The sequence below is a fragment of the Afifella marina DSM 2698 genome, from assembly GCF_900102695.1.
Taxonomy (GTDB): Bacteria; Pseudomonadota; Alphaproteobacteria; order Rhizobiales; family Afifellaceae; genus Afifella; species Afifella marina.
Genome location: NZ_FMVW01000002.1, coordinates 77,743 through 95,305 on the forward strand (window position 1 = coordinate 77,743; position 17,563 = coordinate 95,305).

General features: G+C 61.4%; 17 protein-coding genes. All 17 read right to left on the reverse strand.

Features of this window, described 5'->3' with window-relative positions:
* Positions 1 to 34: 34 nt before the first annotated feature.
* Entirely contained in the window at positions 35 to 1,714 is a 1,680-nt protein-coding gene (locus tag BLP76_RS05115; protein WP_244514455.1) for a methyl-accepting chemotaxis protein, read from the reverse strand.
* A gap of 533 nt (positions 1,715 to 2,247) precedes the next feature.
* Entirely contained in the window at positions 2,248 to 3,924 is a 1,677-nt protein-coding gene (locus BLP76_RS05120) for a methyl-accepting chemotaxis protein (RefSeq protein ID WP_092810295.1), read from the reverse strand.
* 78 nt (positions 3,925 to 4,002) lie between these two features.
* Entirely contained in the window at positions 4,003 to 5,676 is a 1,674-nt protein-coding gene (locus tag BLP76_RS05125) for a methyl-accepting chemotaxis protein (protein ID WP_092810297.1), read from the reverse strand.
* Positions 5,677 to 5,748: 72 nt separating this feature from the next.
* Positions 5,749 to 7,425 (reverse strand): methyl-accepting chemotaxis protein, encoded by a 1,677-nt coding sequence (locus BLP76_RS05130; RefSeq protein ID WP_092810299.1) that lies wholly within the window; start codon positions 7,423 to 7,425, stop codon positions 5,749 to 5,751.
* Positions 7,426 to 7,467: 42 nt separating this feature from the next.
* Positions 7,468 to 7,923 (reverse strand): hypothetical protein, encoded by a 456-nt coding sequence (locus BLP76_RS05135; protein WP_092810301.1) that lies wholly within the window; start codon positions 7,921 to 7,923, stop codon positions 7,468 to 7,470.
* Positions 7,923 to 8,300: a hypothetical protein gene (locus tag BLP76_RS05140; RefSeq protein WP_092810303.1), complete on the reverse strand. Its 378-nt coding sequence runs from the start codon at positions 8,298 to 8,300 to the stop codon at positions 7,923 to 7,925. Before BLP76_RS05140 ends, BLP76_RS05135 begins: the two co-directional genes overlap by 1 nt.
* 13 nt (positions 8,301 to 8,313) lie before the next feature.
* Positions 8,314 to 8,880 carry a rod-binding protein gene (locus tag BLP76_RS05145; protein ID WP_092810305.1) on the reverse strand — a complete coding sequence of 189 codons (567 nt, stop codon included), beginning with the start codon at positions 8,878 to 8,880 and terminating at the stop codon, positions 8,314 to 8,316.
* Between the two features lie 49 nt (positions 8,881 to 8,929).
* Entirely contained in the window at positions 8,930 to 9,328 is a 399-nt protein-coding gene (locus tag BLP76_RS05150; protein ID WP_092810307.1) for a hypothetical protein, read from the reverse strand.
* Between the two features lie 4 nt (positions 9,329 to 9,332).
* Positions 9,333 to 10,088 carry a flagellar biosynthesis protein FliR gene (fliR, locus tag BLP76_RS05155; protein ID WP_092810309.1) on the reverse strand — a complete coding sequence of 252 codons (756 nt, stop codon included), beginning with the start codon at positions 10,086 to 10,088 and terminating at the stop codon, positions 9,333 to 9,335.
* Positions 10,085 to 12,175, reverse strand: coding sequence for a flagellar biosynthesis protein FlhA (gene flhA, locus BLP76_RS05160; protein WP_092810311.1), 2,091 nt, complete (start codon positions 12,173 to 12,175; stop codon positions 10,085 to 10,087). Before flhA ends, fliR begins: the two co-directional genes overlap by 4 nt.
* Before the next feature lie 42 nt (positions 12,176 to 12,217).
* Complete coding sequence (gene fliQ, locus BLP76_RS05165; RefSeq protein WP_092810313.1) at positions 12,218 to 12,484, reverse strand: flagellar biosynthesis protein FliQ; 267 nt, start codon at positions 12,482 to 12,484, stop codon at positions 12,218 to 12,220.
* Position 12,485: 1 nt separating this feature from the next.
* Positions 12,486 to 12,887, reverse strand: coding sequence for a flagellar hook assembly protein FlgD (flgD, locus tag BLP76_RS05170; protein ID WP_092810315.1), 402 nt, complete (start codon positions 12,885 to 12,887; stop codon positions 12,486 to 12,488).
* 70 nt (positions 12,888 to 12,957) lie between these two features.
* The gene (flbT, locus tag BLP76_RS05175) at positions 12,958 to 13,368 is read right to left on the reverse strand and encodes a flagellar biosynthesis repressor FlbT (protein WP_274605716.1); all 411 of its coding nucleotides are present in this window, start codon (positions 13,366 to 13,368) and stop codon (positions 12,958 to 12,960) included.
* Positions 13,365 to 13,712, reverse strand: coding sequence for a flagellar biosynthesis regulator FlaF (flaF, locus tag BLP76_RS05180; protein WP_092810319.1), 348 nt, complete (start codon positions 13,710 to 13,712; stop codon positions 13,365 to 13,367). Before flaF ends, flbT begins: the two co-directional genes overlap by 4 nt.
* A gap of 23 nt (positions 13,713 to 13,735) precedes the next feature.
* Positions 13,736 to 14,776, reverse strand: a complete 1,041-nt coding sequence (locus BLP76_RS05185) for a flagellar hook-associated family protein (protein WP_092810321.1) — start codon at positions 14,774 to 14,776, stop codon at positions 13,736 to 13,738.
* Positions 14,777 to 14,780: 4 nt separating this feature from the next.
* Positions 14,781 to 16,247, reverse strand: a complete 1,467-nt coding sequence (gene flgK / locus BLP76_RS05190; RefSeq protein WP_092810323.1) for a flagellar hook-associated protein FlgK — start codon at positions 16,245 to 16,247, stop codon at positions 14,781 to 14,783.
* Between the two features lie 34 nt (positions 16,248 to 16,281).
* A complete protein-coding gene (locus BLP76_RS05195) occupies positions 16,282 to 17,538 on the reverse strand; it encodes a flagellar hook protein FlgE (RefSeq protein ID WP_092810325.1) in 1,257 nt (418 codons plus the stop codon).
* Positions 17,539 to 17,563 lie beyond the last annotated feature (25 nt).

A 17,563-nucleotide genomic window follows, 5' to 3' on the forward strand; every position in this document is an offset into this window, starting at 1 on the left:
GCGGGGCTCCGATTGGCTTCGGGGGGGGTGGGGCCTAAGCGGCCCGCACCCTTTCGATGAAGATGTCGACCTGCTGACGGAGGCTTGAAGCCTGGGTGTCGAGGTCGTTGGCGGCGTGGACGATCTCGCTAGAGACGCGTCCGGTGTCGTTGGCCGCACTCGTGACGGCGACGATGTTGGTGGAAACCTCCTGCGTCCCCTGAGCAGCCTGCTGAACGTTTTGGGCGATCTCGCCAGTAGCCGAGCCCTGCTCTTCGACCGAGGAGGCGATCGTCGAGGAGATTTCGTCGATCTGCTTGATCGTGCCGGTGATCGATTCGATCGCTTTGACGACCTCGTTGGTGGCTTCCTGCACAGCTGTGATCTGCTGCGAGATCTCGCCGGTCGCCTTAGAGGTCTGTTCTGCGAGCGTCTTCACTTCCATGGCGACGACCGCAAAGCCCTTGCCGGCCTCTCCGGCACGAGCCGCCTCGATGGTGGCGTTCAGGGCCAACAGATTGGTCTGCGAGGCGATGTCGGTGATGAGGTTGACGACCTGGCCGATGCGCTGGGCGCTGGCGGCAAGACCGCGAATCACTTCGCCGGTGTTGGACGCCTGACCATTCGCGTGGCCGGCGACATTGGCGGCCATCGAGACCTGCTGACCGATCTCACGAACCGAGGCAGCAAGTTCTTCAGCGGCCGATGCGACCGTCTGGACGTTAGTGGTCGCCTGTTCGGCGGCTGCTGCAACCACGGTCGACTGACGATTGGTTTCCTCAGCGGAAGAACTCATCGTCGAGGCCGACTGCTTCAGTTGCGTGACGGCGGAGACCACCGTGCGCACGATGCTCGAGACTTCCCGGTCGAAATCGTCGGCGAGCGCGTGCATGGCCTTGCGCTTGTCTTCTTCGGCGCGAGCGGCGAGCTCTTCCTGTTCGCCGCGCAGACGCTCGGCCTCGGCGAGACCGTCGCGGAAGATCGCGATCGCCTTCGACATTTCGCCAATCTCGTTCTGCTTGTCGGCATACGGGATCTCGGTGTCGAGCTTGCCGGCGCTCAAGTCGGTCATGACGCCGGTGATGCGGCCGATCGGGCGGATCACGCCGGTGGAGACGTAGACCATTGCGGCGCCGGCGATGATGACGCCGAAGGCAATGGCAATGAACATCTGAAGGCGTGCGGAATTGTAGGCCGACACCGACTCCGCGTAATCGCTTGCCGCGCCATCATTGTTGATCTGGACGGCGCTCATCAGGTCGTTGGAGAAGGAATCGAAGATCCGCCTCATCTGACCGCGGAGCAGATCATTGGCTTCCGCGGTCTGTCCGGCTGTGATGAGGCGGGCGACCTGCGGCTCGAGGCTGAGATACTCGGTGAACTTGGCGGAGAAATCCTTATAGAGCTTGCGCTCTTCATCGGAGGAAATCAGCGGCTCGTACTTCGCGCGCAGCGTGGCGATTTCTCCGATATTTTCCGCGATTGCAGCTTTCAGAGTCTGCTGCTCCTGCGGGTCGGTGGCCAGGAGATTGGCAATCTGTGCGATGCGCAGGTCAGAGGTGGCGGTGTTGATCTTGTTGATCGTGTCGATGCTCGGAACCCAGTTAAGGGCCTCGTTCTCGACGTTCGCCTGAATTTGGGCGAGTTTGCTCACGGACGTCCATCCGAGTGCGATCATTATGACGATCAAAACGCCGAAGATCGCTGTCAGCGTGGACTTCAAATTCAGCTTCATCACATTCTCCGTTCCGAGCCTGCCCTGCATCTAGCTTTCAAAGCTTGCTCGTAGCTGGCAGTTGATGGCTCGCCTGCCGGGGGTGGTTATCTGCTGCTGTTGCAGTGTCGGGTACGTGATCGTCCGTGACGCATCTGGACGGACCTGTCCGTTGTCTGCTCGTAGCCGACGGACTGATGGACCGACCGGGCGGCGAAACAGGCGGCATTTCTCGCGCCTGTGGGATACGCCCTTTGATCCGATGCCCCGTGGCATTGCAGCGGTGATTTGCGTGCAAGTGAAGTGTGCTGAAGACTCTGAAATTTCAGACGATTCGCGGACTTCGTCTCGCCTCGCAGACAGGACAAAACCACTCAAGACTTGCGTGTAGCTTGCCTAAATATCTCGTTCTGGGTGTATTTGCGCGGTGATCTGGATGGGTTCGGATGCTGTGTGTTTTGAGCCACAAACGCGAACAGGCCCCCCTGTCGGAGGGCCTGTCGAAGGCGCATTTAGAAGCGCGCGGTCCGGCTGAGCCGGCGCCGTAGGCCGTGCTAAGCGGCGCGAACCCGACTGATGAAAGCGTCGACCTGAGCGCGCAGGTTTTCCGCCTGACTGTCGAGATCGCCTGCAGCTTGCACGATCTCTCCGGAAACGCGCCCGGTTTCGTTGGCTGCTCGCGACACCGAAACGATGCTTGTGGACACCTCCTGGGTGCCCTGTGCGGCCTGCTGAACGTTCTGGGCGATCTCGCCAGTAGCCGAGCCCTGTTCCTCGACCGAGGAGGCGATCGTCGAGGAGATCTCGTCGATCTGCTTGATCGTGCCGGTGATCGATTCGATCGCCTTGACGACTTCGCTGGTGGCGTCCTGGACGGCCGTGATCTGCTGCGAGATCTCGCCCGTGGCCTTTGAGGTCTGTTCTGCGAGCGTCTTCACTTCCATGGCGACGACCGCAAAGCCCTTGCCGGCCTCGCCGGCGCGGGCTGCCTCGATCGTCGCGTTCAGGGCCAACAGATTGGTCTGCGAGGCGATGTCGGTGATCAGATTGACGACCTGGCCGATGCGCTGCGCGCTGGCGGCAAGACCGCGAACCACTTCGCTGGTGTTGGACGCCTGACCGTTCGCCTGGTCGGCGACGCTCGCGGCCATCGACACCTGCTGACCGATCTCGCGGACGGAGGCGGCAAGCTCCTCGGCTGCCGATGCAACCGTCTGGACGTTGGTCGTCGCCTGTTCGGCGGCGGCCGCGACCACGGTCGACTGCTGGTTCGTTTCCTGGGCCGAGGCCCCCATGGTGGAAGCGGACTGCTTAAGCTGTGCGGCGGCCGACACGACCGAGCGGACGACGCCTGAGACTTCCCGTTCGAAATCGTCGGCGAGCGCGTTCATCATCTGGCGCTTCTTCTCTTCTGCGTGCGCTTCCGCCTGCTGCTGTTCGGCGCGCATCCTTTCGTTCTCGCGCAACTCCTGGAGAAAATGTTCTGTCGTGCCCCAGAGTTCTCCGATCTCGTCGGAGGAACGGTTCTGCTCGATTGTCACGTCGAGATCCCCGGCCGCCATGCGCTTCAGCGTACCGCTGACGCGGGTGAGCGGGCGGCTGATCTGACGCGTGCCGATCCACACGGCGATTGCAGCGCCTGCTGCGAGACCGATCAGCATCGTCGCCACGATCAGAAGCGTCATGCGCTCGCCGAGGGTGGCCATCTCGGCAAGGATCGGTTTGAGCTCGTGCTGAAGATCGGCCCTTACCGCATCGACGTCGGTTTGCAGAGCCTTGCGGTTCGCCCGGTTTTCTTCATTGTTGCCTTGTATATTGGCTGCATCCGGCGAGACTTCGAGGCCGAGGCGGACGGTTTCTGTGCGGTAGGCACGGAAGTCGGCAATTCCTGCGATAACGTCGTCGAAGGCTCTGGCTCGCTCGGGCGTCCTGACGTAACTCCGCGCTTCGGCGGCCGCGGCGTCGAGTTCGTCGAGGCTCTGCATGAGGCCCGCGGCGAATGCCTTCGTCTTTTCCGGAGTCTTACTCACATAGATGCCGCGTGAATCCATCACGACTTTGGAGATAAGACCGTTGACCCGTTCCATGCGGATCGTCATTTCCGCGTTGCGCGCGTAGCGGTCGGCCAAATTCTCGCTACGCTTCAAAGCATAAAGACCCATTCCCCCGACAAAGATGCTTGCGACGCCTAGGACGCCCAGCATCATATATATTTTATGACTTATTTTCATTTTCCGAACTCCTGCAAGGGTCGCGCCGGCCCTGCGGGCCGACGCAAGTCAAAAGGCGAGCATTGCAATGCTCTGTTATTAGGCAGCCCGTACGCGGCCGATGAAGGCATCGACCTGGCTGCGTAAGTTCTCGGCCTGGCTGTCGAGGTCACCGGCAGCCTGCACGATTTCGCTTGAGACCCGTCCGGTCTCGTTGGCCGCCCGTGACACCGAGACGATGCTCGTCGACACTTCCTGGGTCCCTTCGGCGGCTTGCTGAACGTTTTGGGCGATCTCGCCGGTGGCAGAGCCCTGCTCCTCGACCGAGGAGGCGATCGTGGAGGAGATCTCGTCGATCTGCTTGATCGTACCGGTGATCGATTCGATCGCCTTGACGACCTCGTTGGTGGCATCCTGCACAGCCGTGATCTGCTGCGAGATCTCACCCGTGGCCTTTGAGGTCTGTTCTGCGAGCGTCTTCACTTCCATGGCGACGACCGCAAAGCCCTTGCCGGCCTCGCCGGCGCGGGCTGCCTCGATAGTCGCGTTCAAAGCCAAGAGGTTCGTCTGGGCTGCGATGTCGGTGATCAAGTTGACCACCTGGCCGATGCGCTGGGCGCTGGAGGCGAGGCCGCGCACCACTTCACCGGTGTTGGTGGCCTGGCCGTTGGCCTGACCTGCGATCGTGGCGGACATCGCCACCTGCTGGCCGATCTCGCGGACGGAGGCGGCCAGTTCTTCAGCAGCCGAGGCAACCGTCTGCACATTCACGGTCGCCTGTTCGGCCGCGGCTGCGACCACCGTCGACTGATGGTTCGTCTCATCGGCAGAGGCGCCCATCGTCGAAGCCGACTGCTTCAGCTGCATTGCGGCGGAGACAACCGAGCGCACGACGCTCGAGACTTCATGTTCGAAATCGTCGGCGAGCGCATTCATCATCCGGCGCTTGTCCGCCTCGGCACGCTCTTCGGCCTGCTGCTGCTGTTCGCGCAGCGTCTCGGTCTCCTTGAGCGCGACGACGAAATGCTCTGTTGCTTCCCAGATTTCGCCGATCTCGTCACCGGAGCGCTTCTGCTCGATAGAGACGTTGAGGTCGCCTCCGCCCATACGCTTCAGCGTGCCGGTGAGGCGGACGAGGGGACGGCTGATCTGGCGGGTGCCGATCCACATGGCGATCCCGATGCCGAGGAACAGGCCGGCTGCGATGACGGAGCAGATCAGGATGAGCATGCTCTTGTTGAGCGACAGCATGTAAGCGCGAAGCGGGTCGAGGCGCCCAGCAACGTTCTCAACTCCCGCCGCCAAGCTCGCTTGTAGGCCCTTACGTCCGCCGCGGACTTCATCGCTGGTGCCGTAGGCACGCGCCGCGTCCGGACTGATTTCGACACCGCGGCGCACCAATTCCGTGCGTTCCGCCCGGTAATTCGCAAGGTTCTTGCCGAGCTCCTCGACCACAGGCATGTCTTCAGCTGGCGTAAGGCTCTCGAGGCGGCCAAAGTCTGTGTCGATTTCATCGAGCGCGGCCATGACTTCTTTGCCGTATTTGGCGGCGTCGGCGGGGCCATCGGCGAGGTAGACGCCGCTTGATGACTTGCTCGCCTGGATGACCTGCGTGCCGATCTGCTGCATCAAAAGTGCGCGGGAGGACGTTCTGTCGAACTCCTCTGCCGTGCGGTGCATCTCGTTGATTGCATAAATGGCGATGGCGCCGACACCTATCGTCACGACGCCGAGTATGGCCACGATGGTGTTGATCTTGCCGGTAATTCTCATGGGTCTCATTCCGTTTCGGGCCCTGAGGCCGACGTCCTTTGGTGGGAGGGGCCCTTCGAGGGCGGCTCTCGATCAGGCGGCTCGCACCCGTTCGATGAAGATATCGACTTGCTGGCGCAGTCCTGCCGCGCGGCTATCGAGGTCGTTTGCGGCGTGTACGATCTCGCTTGAGACGCGTCCGGTGTCGTCGGAGGCTGCCGTGACGGCGATGATGTTTGAGGAGACTTCCTGGGTGCCCTGAGCAGCCTGCTGAACGTTCTGGGCGATTTCGCCTGTCGCCGAACCTTGTTCTTCCACCGAGGATGCGATCGTTGATGCGATCTCGTCGATCTGCTGGATCGTGGTGCTGATCGACCCGATCGCGTCGACGACCTCGTTGGTCGCATCCTGTACGGCCGTGATCTGCTGAGAGATCTCGCCGGTTGCTCTGGAGGTCTGCTCGGCGAGCGTCTTCACTTCCATAGCGACGACCGCAAATCCCTTGCCTGCCTCGCCAGCCCGTGCTGCTTCGATGGTGGCGTTCAGGGCCAGCAAGTTCGTCTGCGCGGCGATGTCGGTGATGAGGTTGACGACTTGCCCGATGCGCTCGGCACTGGACGCGAGACCACGAACGATCTCTGTGGTGTTGACCGCCTGACCGTTCGCTTGCCCGGCAATTTTCGCCGATAACTCGACTTGCTGACCGATCTCGCGGATGGAGGCTGCCAGTTCCTCGGCCGCCGAGGCAACCGTCTGGACATTGTGCGTTGCCTCCTCGGCTGCCGACGCGACGACGGTCGCCTGGTGGTTTGTCTTCTCCGCCGACGAACTCATGGTCGACGCGGATTGCTTGAGCCGGGTGACGGCGGAGACGACGGATCGCACGACGCCTGAGACCTCGAGCTCGAACTCGTCCGCCAGAGCGTGCATGGCCTTGCGCTTGTCTTCTTCCGCCTTTGCGGCAAGCTCGGCCTGTTCGCCGCGAAGACGTTCGGTTTCGCGTAGCTCGGCGAGAAAACGTTCTGTCGTTGCCCAGATCTCGCCGATCTCGTCCTTGGAGCGCCGGGTTTCGATCTCGACGTCGAGTTCACCCGCCGCCATACGCTTTAGAACGTCAGTCACACGGATGAGAGGTCGGCTAATCTTGCGCGTGCCGATGAAGATCGCGATGGCTGCGCCGATCAGGAGGCCAGCGGCCGCGACGGCGATGATCGTGGTCATCATCCGGCGATCAGCGGTGGCGATCTCCTGTTTGATTTCTTCCACTTGCGTGCGTCGCGCATCGATAAAGCCGTCGATGTCCGCCTGCAGGGCGAGCCTGTTGGCAGTATTCACCTCGTTGTTTCCGACGGTTTTCGCCGTCATCGGTGAGATGCGGGTGGCGAGCTGCACAAGGCTCTCGCGGAAGTCCTTGAAAACCTGGAATTCCTCGTTGAGCTTATCGAGTTGTTCGAGACTCTGCGGGTCGAGGAGAAGCGGGCGCGTTTCGGCGAGCAGGACGTCGAGATCGGTGAGACTTTGAGTGATTGCCTGACCGAAGGTCGCCACCGCTGCGTCGTCGTCGGCGGAGTAGATCCCGCGCGAATCCATCACGACCGCGGTGATCAGCCGGTTCATCCTCTGGCCGTTGATTGCAGCTTCCGCGAGCCGTTCCAGGTCGACGGTCCGCTCCGCGCTCTGTTTCAGCGCGTAAGTCGCCATGGCGGCCACGAGGATGGTGGCGAGGCCGAGCACCCCCACGATCGCATAGATCTTCCCGCTGATCTTCATCTTATTCCCTCTGCAGCCTCCAGGCATGAAACCCATGAGGCCTTAGGATTGACCCATGCTTCGTCGGTCGACGTAGTTGATTTCTTCCACAAGGATGTCCTGAATAAATCCAGGGCCCAATCTCTTGTTGGTGTTTTCTTTGATGTTGCTGATCAGGCGATCGAGATTGTATTTTGCCAGGCGGCCAAACTCGACTTTGCCGTTGTTGTAGAATTCACGAAATGCTTCGTCGGTGACGAAGGGCGCGGGATCCATGGAGAGCTTGCTCATCGCGCCGGCATCGGCGGTGAAGACGAGGCGGGCGAGGATGTAGCCCTGCAAAACGCCGTCCTGAATGACGGGCACGGTCATCGGTTCGAGTTTGCGATGCTCCAGCCCGACGAGGGCCGGGCCCTCATCAGGAGCGGGCTTCACATCCGCCTTCCATTGCGCGGCAAAGAAGCTTGCAAGCAGTGCGACGAGGCACGCCCATATGCCGATGCCGAGGGTCTTGACCATCAGACCCGCGCTCCAAGCGGCACCGAATACGTGCCGTCGGACTCAGCATCCGACATCGCCTTGGCGATCAGTCCCGCGACCGTCTGTACGGCGCTGATATGGGTCTTGAGCAGGTCCTGATTGCGCTGAAGCTTCTCGCGCAGGCGGATGATGCCGATGCGGGCGTCGGTGCTGATGTTCTCGGCTGGAACCGCGCGAGCCATGCGAGACAGCTCCAGAAGCGCACGACTCTTGCGGTGATTGAATTCCTGAAGATCGATCGGCTGATTGTGGCTCAGCGCCTCGCTTTCCTGGTCAACAAGCTCCTCAAGACGTCCGATGCAGGTCGTCAAGGCGCGGCTTGCGGCCGGATTGGCCGAACGTGACATCGCATTCATGGCTGGCTCCTCTCTAGATCAGACCATTCGCGTTTTCGGGTAGTGCGGGGGTGGCCTCGGCGGTGCGCACGGCATCAGCGATGCCGATGCCGCCGGCTGCGGCCATCTTCGTGGCGATCTGCTGGGCGAGCATCGAGCGCCACATCTCACCGGCCTGGCCGCCACCGAACATCGCGTCCGTGCTCGCCGGGAGCATCGTCTGCACGAAGGTCGACAGGAACATCGCCTCAAAGCCGGTCATGGGATCGTCGCCCGCCTTGGGCGACGACAGGCTGGAATGGGCAAGGGAGGTGCTCGTCTTCAATCGCGACAAAGCCTGCGCGGAATCGAAGGGCATCTGGATGACCGGGGAAATCGGCCGTTCGGCCGTCTTCGTCGTTTCCTCCGGCCCCGTCGCACCAGGCTTCGTGACCTGGTCGAAAACGTCTTCAAAGGCATCGTTGGCCGCGGTGTAGGCGGCCGGTGTCGTGCCGGATGATGGAGAAAGGCGCGTCAGCCGTGCCGCGGCCTCTTGATAACGGGTCGGGCTTGCGGCGCGAGCAACGTCCAGAACGATGTCGGACGGCGGGCTGATCGACATAAGTCACCTGCGACAGATTAAGTCTTCGCAGGCTTATTGCGGGTTTCCCTTACGCGGGGCTTGCATCCGTCGGACGTGCGAAAGCTTCTAAAAGCAGCTGAAAACTCCGGCGTTCTTCCGCCTTGCGGCTCTCGCGCTCAAGCTTGCCGGAGAGCCTTTCGGTGGTCTTCAGGCGGCGCGCCTGAGCGAGCACCTGAGCGGTCTGCTCGGCCTGGCGACGGGCGAGCTGATCGGCCTCGCTGCTGAGGCGTGACAGACGTTTCACCTTGGCGTCCACGAACAGCCCGTGGAATGTGTCGTCGTCGTTCAACGCTTCGATCAGCGCCCGACGTTCCTGATCGAGCGCGCTGCCCTGCCGTGAGATATCGGCAAGTTCCCATTCTGCGACTTCGTGCATTTTCTTTTGCACTTGCAGAATGCGCTCGATCTTCTTGCTGCGGTCTTTCACTGGATTAGCCTCCCACCAACCAGATGCCGAAGGCATCGATGAAATTCGCCAGAAATTCGTGCGCGACCATCATCAGGAGGATGAGGCCGCCCGCCGTCACGAACGGCATGGAAATGAAATAGACCGGGATCTGCGGGCTCAGCTTGTTGGTGATGCCGATCGCGAGATTGATGACGATCGAGTAGACAAGAAACGGACTGCCGATGCGCAAAACGAGGAAGAAAACTGCCGAAAGCTGATCGGTCAGATTGATGAGTGCGCCTTGCGCGTCGAAGCCCTGCGCCGCCGGCAACGTCTGGTACGAATCGATCAGCCCCGACAGCAACAACCAGTGCTGGTCGGTGATGAACATGATGGTGATGGCCGTCAGCGAGAACAGCGATGCGACGGTCGGTAGCTGGGTATCTTCCTCCACCGCGATGCCCGGCATCGCCGAGAGGCCGATCGACTGGCTGACGGCCACGGCGATCGTCTGCAGCCCCAGGAAGAAGACGCGGCCGACGAGCCCGATCAAGACGCCGATCAGAAGCTCCGAGACGATCGCTTGCAGCATCGCCGCAGGCGTACCGTCGCCCACCAACGGGCGGGTGTAGCCGATCAGCATCGGTGACAATGTCAGCGTGATCGCCACTGCGATGAACAGGCGAAACTGCACGGGTATGCGCGAACTCGAAAAGCCCGGCATCAGCATCAGGCAGCCGCCAATTCGGCAGAAGACGAGGAAGACGGCGAGGATCGTCTCCGAGGCGAGCTCGGTCACGAGATCGATCCGAGCGACTTGATCTCGATGCCACGGGCGATCTCCAGATGTGAGAGAACCGCAAGCGAAGGAAACATGCGTTCGATGATCATGCGCACGTAGATCCGGGCTTCCGGTGCGGTCACCAGCACGATGCTCTCGTTTTCGGCGAGGCGCGCACGCAAGACTTCGGATGCCTCGCTGGCGAATTCCTCCACCAGGCGCGGATCAATGTCGAACTCGATGACCTCGCCTTTGGCATCGCGCTTCAGGCTCTGATGGAAAGCCAGGTCCCAGCGATTGCCGAGCCTCAGAACGTTGAGCACACCGCCCTGGGCAAGGTCACCGCAGATCTGCTGCGCCATGCGCATACGCACATGTTCGGCAATCTGCTCGGAGCGGCGGGCATGCGGGACGATCTCCGCCAGCGCTTCCAGAATGAGATGCAGATTGCGGATCGAGACGCGTTCCGTGAGCAGGAGCTTCAAGACTGCCTGAAGCCCAGAATAGGTGATGTGGCTCGGGCAGATGTCGTCGACCAGGCGCTTGTACTCCGGCTCCAGCCGGTCGAGCAGCATGCGCACGTCCTTGTAGGACAGGAGCTGCGCCAGATTGTTGCGGATGACCTCGCTCACATGGGTGAGCACCACGGAGAGATTGTCGATCGGCGTGTAGCCCTCGCGGCGAACCTCCGTGGCGAAGGCGTCGGAGATCCACATCGCCTGCATGCCGAAGGCGGGCTCGCGTACTGTGTCGCCGGGCACGTCCGGTCTCGCATTGTCGCCGGTGACGACCAGCAATTCGCCGATGCGCATTTCGCAGGTCGCGAAGACCGTTCCGTGGATGCGGATCTCGTAGCTCTTCGACGGGACGTTGAGGCTTTCCGTGAGTTTGATCTCAGGCACCACGAAACCGTATTGCTGCGCGAACTTGCGCCGCATGCGGCTGACGCGATGAGCGATCTCGGGCATGTTGGAGAGGATTTGCGTTGCGAGCTGCTTGCCGATGCACAACTCGATCTCGCAAGTGCGCAGCGATTCCTTGACGGAATTGCGCGCTTCCACCTCGGCAGCTTCCTTCTTCTTTTTTTCCTTCGTCTCAGCTTCCTGGCGCTTCGCCTCCTGCTGACGGGGAATGGTGTAGGCGACGAAGGCGAGGAACCCCCCGAGCGCGCCAAAGGGCAGGAGCGGCAGGCCGGGCATCAAGGCGAAGATGAACATGAGCGCAGCGGCGACGCCGAGCGCTTTCGGATAGGCGCCGAGCTGGCCAAACACGGCTTTTTCTGCCGAGCCGCGCGTGCCTCCCTTGGAAACGAGGAGGCCGGCGGCGAGGGAGACGACGAGAGCCGGGATCTGAGCCACCAGACCGTCGCCGACCGACAGGCGCGTGAAGACGTCAGCCGCCTCGTCGAGCGGCATGCCGTAGCGGGTCGTGGCAATGATGATGCCGCCGAAGATGTTGACGGCAATGGTGATGAGGCTGGCGATCGCCTCGCCGCGAACGAACTTCGATGCGCCATCCATAGAGCCGAAGAAGGAGCTTTCCTCCTCCAGTTCGCGGCGGCGCAGCTGGGCTTCCTTGTCGTCGATGAGGCCGGCGTTGAGATCGGCGTCGATCGCCATCTGCTTGCCAGGGATGGCATCGAGCGTAAATCGCGCACCGACTTCGGCGATACGCGTCGCGCCCTTGGTGATGACGAGGAAGTTCACCGTGACGAGAATGAGGAAGACGACGATGCCGATGACAAAATCGCCGCCCATGACGAACATGGAAAAGCCGTTGATGATGTTGCCTGCGGCCGTCACACCTTCATTGCCGTGGGCAAGGATGAGGCGCGTCGTCGCCACGCCGAGCGCGAGGCGCAGCACGGTCGCGATCAAAAGCACCGTCGGGAAAGAGGAGAATTCGAGAGGCTTCTGGATCCACAGAGCCACCATCAGGATCAACACCGAGAAGGCGATCGACAAGGCGAGGCCGAAATCGATCAGAAAGGTGGGGATCGGCAGGAACAGAATGACCAGCATGCCGATGATCAAGGTGGCGAAGCCGATATCCCGCTTCGACTTCTTTTCGAGCCCATCGCCCGCAGTGAGCAGCATCTCCGACATGATCAATTCTTCCCCGGATATGGTCCGTCGTGAGAACGCGCGCTAAAAGCCGGTGGCAATGCGCCCGTAAACTTCATTGGTGAAGGCGAAGATCTGAGCGCCGATGAAGGGCGCGCTGATCGCGGTCATGAGCAGGATGACAATGATCTTCGGAATGAAGGTCAGGGTGACTTCCTGGATTTGTGTGAGCGCCTGGAAGAGCGCGATGCCGATACCAACGAGCATGGCCGCGCCGACCGCCGGTCCGGCGGCGATGATGATCGTCCAGATTGCCTGGCGGACGACCTCAAAGGCGTCGACTTCGTTCATCTCAGGCCACGGTCACGCCGGCGCCGATCAACATCTCCGTGCCGTCATCGAGGTTGGCGACGAGGCCATTGGAGGTGATGCGCACGGAGGAAACGGTGCCCGTGGTGCTGCCGTCAGGCGAGGTGACGGTGTGCCCGATGAGTTCGTTGGCCTGGCCGATGGCCGAAGAGGTCAATATCTCGTCGAGCTTGTTGTTGGTCTGGATCGTCTGCTCGACCTGCGAAAAGCTTGCGAGCTGCGCCATGTACTGAGTGGTTTCCATGGGCGAGGTCGGGTCCTGGTTCTTCAACTGCGTGACCAGGAGCTTCAGGAAGGTGTCGTAATCGACGGTAGAGCCGGGGTTGTTCGTATTGCTGTTTGCGGCCGCAGTTGTGCCTGCGCCCACGCCAGAGGTGGAAGTCATTATTAGATCTCCAGATGTTCGCCGGGCCCCGCTGGGAAAAGCGGGACTGCTCACGCGCGTGCGGGCCGCCTTAGGCGGCGAAGGCTGCCTGCTCGGAGCTCTCCAGGATGCGGCTTTCCGCTTCGAAGAGGTTGCGTAGCTTGCGTAGCGCCTCGAAGCTGCGACCATTGTCGACGAGCCCTGCAACCCCTTCGAGATCCTTCAAGATCGCATCGTTCTTGAAGGTCGTCTTCAAGCGCATATGCATATCGACGAAGAGCCGACGGGCTGCTGTGGCTCCGTCAGGATCGATCAGCATCGTCTGGATCACGAAATAAAGCTGCCGCAGTGGCGTCGTCGTCTCGTGCGCCTGAAGGATGTGATTGTCGAGCAGGAAGGTCGCGTCATTGAGGAGCGTGAACGTGACCTTGTGGTCGACGCGGATCACAGCTCCATTCAAGAACAATCTCTGCCCAGGCCTGAGCGAGATCCGCATGGTCATTTGAGACCGTCCCGGATCGTCTGGTTGACCTCGATGAGCGCGGCGAAATTGCGCGAAGGATCAACGAGGACGTTTTCCGCCTCGCGGATGACCCACAGTCCCACGGAAATGAGATCCCGGCGAAGCTCCTGGCCGAGCCCATTTTGCGGGCTGGCGAGGTCGCGGATCATGAAGTTCCAGAGCTTGTTGACATAACCAAGAGCCTCGGCGGCTTCGGGGCTGCCCGAGCCGCGGATCTCGGCGACGTGCAGAAGCTCCAGCGCGTGATCGAGCGCCATCTGCTCGCGAGCGCGCGATTCCCCGCCGGAATCGTCGAGGATTTCCGCGTAAGAGAATTTGTACATTTGAACCTCCACCCACGCCTGAATCAGGCGTACTTCAAAATGCTCAAGTTCATGATCTGAGTTGTCAGTGCGTAGGACATCTCGATCTGTGTCGTGAGCGTATCGAAGCGAACTTTCGCTTCGGCCGGATCGACATTCTCCAGTGACTGAATGCCCTTGGAGATGAGATCCTTTTCGGCTGTCATCCTCTCGGTCGCCGCTGTCACACGTTGCTGTGTGAAGCCAATAGCGCTTTGCATGTCGGTGAGCTGAGGCAGAGCACTGCCGATCAGCTGACGGGCCTTGTCGACGACGACCTGGATGGTTTCCGGTCCAAGTTCTGTCGTTCCGACTTCGGCTACCATCGTATAGGCCATGGCGAGGTTGCGCAGAGCTTGCGTGTTGCCGTTCACAGAGGTGGTCAGCTCCTCGTGGGGAGAGATCCGGCTCGTGATGTTGGTGTCGGAGGCGTTCGACCAGACGGTTCCCCATGACGGATCGTCGAAAAGTGCCGCGAAGTCACCGTCGAGGAAAGTCTCCATGTCGCTGGGGCTGATGCCAGAGACTGCGGTGTCGCTTTGCGTGAAGCCGAAGAAACTCGCAAAAGCTCCATCGACCGCAGCCTTCGGACCCCCAGTTGCGTAATCGTTGAAAGGTGCCGCGCCGGTGTTGATGCCGGAAAAGAGGTACTGCCCGTCGGCGGCCGTGTTGCCGAGCGAGATAAGCCCGGAGAGCGCGGCTTTCGCTGAGGCCTGAAACTCTTCGGAGGCAACATAGGGATCTGACACCGACACGAAGACCGCGAGGGTCTTGTTCGCCGTGTCCGCGATCCCATCCATTGAGATCTGCGTGCGTTGCAGCTGAGAAGAGAGAAGGCCGTTGGTCGAGATGAAGGATTCCGCCTGCGTAAAATCGTGGCGGAACGACAGCGTCCGTGTTGTCGAATAACCGAGCGTCAGCCCGACATCGGCGTGCCGGCTCGTCGCCATCTCGACGCCCGCCTTTGCGAGCTCGGACTGCATGCGCGGAACGCTCGACCGCAGGTTGTTGGCGAGAGCGTACGTGGAGACGAAGGTCGTTTTCATGGCGTCAGCGCGCGTTCATGAGCAGAGTTTCGAAGAGCTCGTTGATCACCGACAGAACCTTGGCGGATGCGGCGTAGCTTTGTTCCAGCTGCAGCTGCAGTGCATATTCGTCGTCGAGATTGACCCCAGTCGCGTTGGAAAGCGCGTCGGAGCTGTGAGCAACGAGTGTGTTCTGGTATTCCACCTCGGCCGTTGCCGCCTGGCGCCGACCCTCGAGCCAGCCCGAGGAGGACGTGGTGAAATCTATCAGGCTCTGGCTGTCCTCGAGCTGCGTTGAAGGATCGAAGCCGCGTGCCGTGCCCATACCGGTCACGAGCGCGTCGAGCCGATCGGAGAAGGCGGCCGCGCCGGTCGAATTGTAAGCGTAGGCCGCCCCGTTGACGCCACCGTCGCGCAACCGCGACAATGCTCCTCCCTGCAAGGGGTCGATAGCCGCGTTGACAGTAATCGAAGCGGCGAGGCCGGATACCGACGTCCCGCTTGCCGGAACTCCGGGACCGCCAGGATACGTGAAAAGCCCGGCTTGATCGGGAGCGCCGCCCCCGGTTTGATCGGATTCCGCAAACACCTCGATGAGGCCGCGAGCAACTTCGTCGAGCTGGTTTTGATAGGTGAGGGCGACGTCGTCGCGCAATGTCGTGAGACCGACGAGCGCGCCGCTGTTCAACGGCATCGTCGCGGTCGGGCCGGTGACCGGCACACCGTCGACGAAGACCGCATTGCCGGGCGTGCCAGCCGTCAGGGCCGGCGAGGCAGCAAAGGTGACGCTCCGGGCCGTCGTCTCGAACAAGGTGGCGCCACTATCGGTATAGAGCACCATGTCGTTATTGCCGCGGGTGACGGCCGAGACGCCCATCTGCTCGGAGATTTGAGCGAGCACGGCATCGCGCTTGTCGAGCGGATCGGTGACGTCGGCCCCTGCGAAAGAGCCCTGGACGACGAGGTTGTTCAGCGTCTCGAACTTGTCGAGAAGGCTGTTGAGGTTGCTCACCGCGTTGGCGATATCGGCGTCGGCGTCCTGACGGACCTCGGCGATCGTCTCCGCGGCTGAATGGAGCTTCGTTGTCAGCGCGTTGGCACGCGTGACGACATTCTGCGAGAGAATGGAATCGTCCGGCCGGTTGGCATATTCCTGCAGCGTGACTTGCAGCTGGCTGAGCTGCGCGGCCGGCGAATACTCAGATTTCGGATCGCCGATTGTCGCCGACAGCCGGTTGAGGCCGGCGACGAGAGCATCTTCGCTCGCGGCGCGTGATGTCGCGCCGAGCATGGTTGTATAGAGCGCACGGTCTGTGGCGCGGGTCGTTGTCACGACGCGCACGGCGCCGTCTGGCGTCGTTATCGACGGCGCCAACTTGCGTGAATAGGTCGGGTCGCCCGCCCCGGAGACATTCTTGGCAGAGACCGAAATCTGTGCCGCGGTTGCCTGCAAGGAGGAACGCGCCGTCGTCAGCGCGGCCTGAAGGCTCATGGCTAAACTGCCCTTTCAGTGGGAGAGGACGCGCTTAGCGCTTGAGGTTCATCAGGACGTCCAGAAGCTCTGAGCCTGTCTGGAAGACCTTGGAATTGGCCGAATAATCCCGCTGGGCGACGATCATGTCGGTGAGCTCGGAAGCCATATCGACATTCGATTGCTCAAGCGCTCCGGAGACGATTGCGCCGCGTGATCCTTCCGTCGGGAAGCCGACCTCGATCGCGCCCGATTCCAGCGTCACCGAAAAGACGTTGCCGGAGAGGGCTTCGAGCTTGTCCGGGCTCGGCACGTCGGCCAGCGGCAGGCGGAAGGCCGGGGTCATCGCGCCATTGGTGTAATTGGCGTAGACCGTCCCGTCCTCGGAGATCGTCACATCCTTGATCGTCGCCGGCGCATTGCCGTTGACGGTGGCCGTCATCGGTATGTAATCCGCGGCAAGATGCGTGGTGCCCGTGAGATCGAGCGTGATCGCTTCACCGCCCGGCACGGTCAGTGCGATTTCAGCTGGTGTGCTCGTCAGGGCCCCGGCGTCGTCGAAGGTGACCGTCTGGGTCGACAACGCGGGCGATGCGTAGGGAAAGCCACCGTCGGTGGCGCCGGCGTGATCGTAGACCGTGTATGCCCATTCCGCCGGGCTGTCGCTCGTCTTCGACATGTAGATGTCGAGCGTCACTTCGTTGCCGACCTTGTCGAAGACGGTAATAGACGACTTGGCGGTATAGGCTGAATCCGCCGCATTGGCGGACGGCAGGTTGCCTGTCACGACCTCTGCGCTGTCGGGCAGATTGACCTTGAAGACGCCGCTGGTGGTCGGATTGGCGGTCATGTTCATGCCGCCGAAATTGACGGGCTGAAGTCCCGTGAGTCCGTTCAGGACAACACTCGGATCGCCACCGCTGATATCGTAGCCCATCAGCGTGTAGCCGGCCGTGTTGACGAGATTGCCGGTGTTGCCGTCGAGGGTGAAGGCGCCTGCCCGGGTCAGATACGGATTGCCGTTCGGGTCGTTGACCACGAAGAAGCCATTGCCCTGGACGGCGAGGTCGGTGTTCGACGTCGTATAGGTCAGCGGTCCGCGATCGCTGATGGCATGACGGATGTCCGTCTTCACCGCACCCGGATTGTAACTGCCTTTGCCGCTGTTCAGGAGCAGCGATGAGAACTGGGTGTCAGCGCGTTTGTAACCGATCGTACCACTGTTGGCGATATTGTCGGAGACCGTGCCGAGCAGATTCGATTGCGCGTTCATCCCCGAAACGCCCGTGCGGAGCATCCCATAGAGGCTCATCAGCTTAATCCTTTTCCTCAACCCT

Bases quoted from the DNA above. Each gene is read 5' to 3' on its own strand.
- BLP76_RS05115 (WP_244514455.1), bottom strand. From the start codon at position 1,714: ATGAAGCTGAATTTGAAGTCCACGCTGACAGCGATCTTCGGCGTTTTG.
- BLP76_RS05120 (WP_092810295.1), bottom strand. From the start codon at position 3,924: ATGAAAATAAGTCATAAAATATATATGATGCTGGGCGTCCTAGGCGTC.
- BLP76_RS05125 (WP_092810297.1), bottom strand. From the start codon at position 5,676: ATGAGAATTACCGGCAAGATCAACACCATCGTGGCCATACTCGGCGTC.
- BLP76_RS05130 (WP_092810299.1), bottom strand. From the start codon at position 7,425: ATGAAGATCAGCGGGAAGATCTATGCGATCGTGGGGGTGCTCGGCCTC.
- BLP76_RS05135 (WP_092810301.1), bottom strand. From the start codon at position 7,923: ATGGTCAAGACCCTCGGCATCGGCATATGGGCGTGCCTCGTCGCACTG.
- BLP76_RS05140 (WP_092810303.1), bottom strand. From the start codon at position 8,300: ATGAATGCGATGTCACGTTCGGCCAATCCGGCCGCAAGCCGCGCCTTG.
- BLP76_RS05145 (WP_092810305.1), bottom strand. From the start codon at position 8,880: ATGTCGATCAGCCCGCCGTCCGACATCGTTCTGGACGTTGCTCGCGCC.
- flhA (WP_092810311.1), bottom strand. From the start codon at position 12,175: ATGTCGGAGATGCTGCTCACTGCGGGCGATGGGCTCGAAAAGAAGTCG.
- fliQ (WP_092810313.1), bottom strand. From the start codon at position 12,484: ATGAACGAAGTCGACGCCTTTGAGGTCGTCCGCCAGGCAATCTGGACG.
- flgD (WP_092810315.1), bottom strand. From the start codon at position 12,887: ATGACTTCCACCTCTGGCGTGGGCGCAGGCACAACTGCGGCCGCAAAC.
- flbT (WP_274605716.1), bottom strand. From the start codon at position 13,368: ATGACCATGCGGATCTCGCTCAGGCCTGGGCAGAGATTGTTCTTGAAT.
- flaF (WP_092810319.1), bottom strand. From the start codon at position 13,712: ATGTACAAATTCTCTTACGCGGAAATCCTCGACGATTCCGGCGGGGAA.
- BLP76_RS05185 (WP_092810321.1), bottom strand. From the start codon at position 14,776: ATGAAAACGACCTTCGTCTCCACGTACGCTCTCGCCAACAACCTGCGG.
- flgK (WP_092810323.1), bottom strand. From the start codon at position 16,247: ATGAGCCTTCAGGCCGCGCTGACGACGGCGCGTTCCTCCTTGCAGGCA.
- BLP76_RS05195 (WP_092810325.1), bottom strand. From the start codon at position 17,538: ATGAGCCTCTATGGGATGCTCCGCACGGGCGTTTCGGGGATGAACGCG.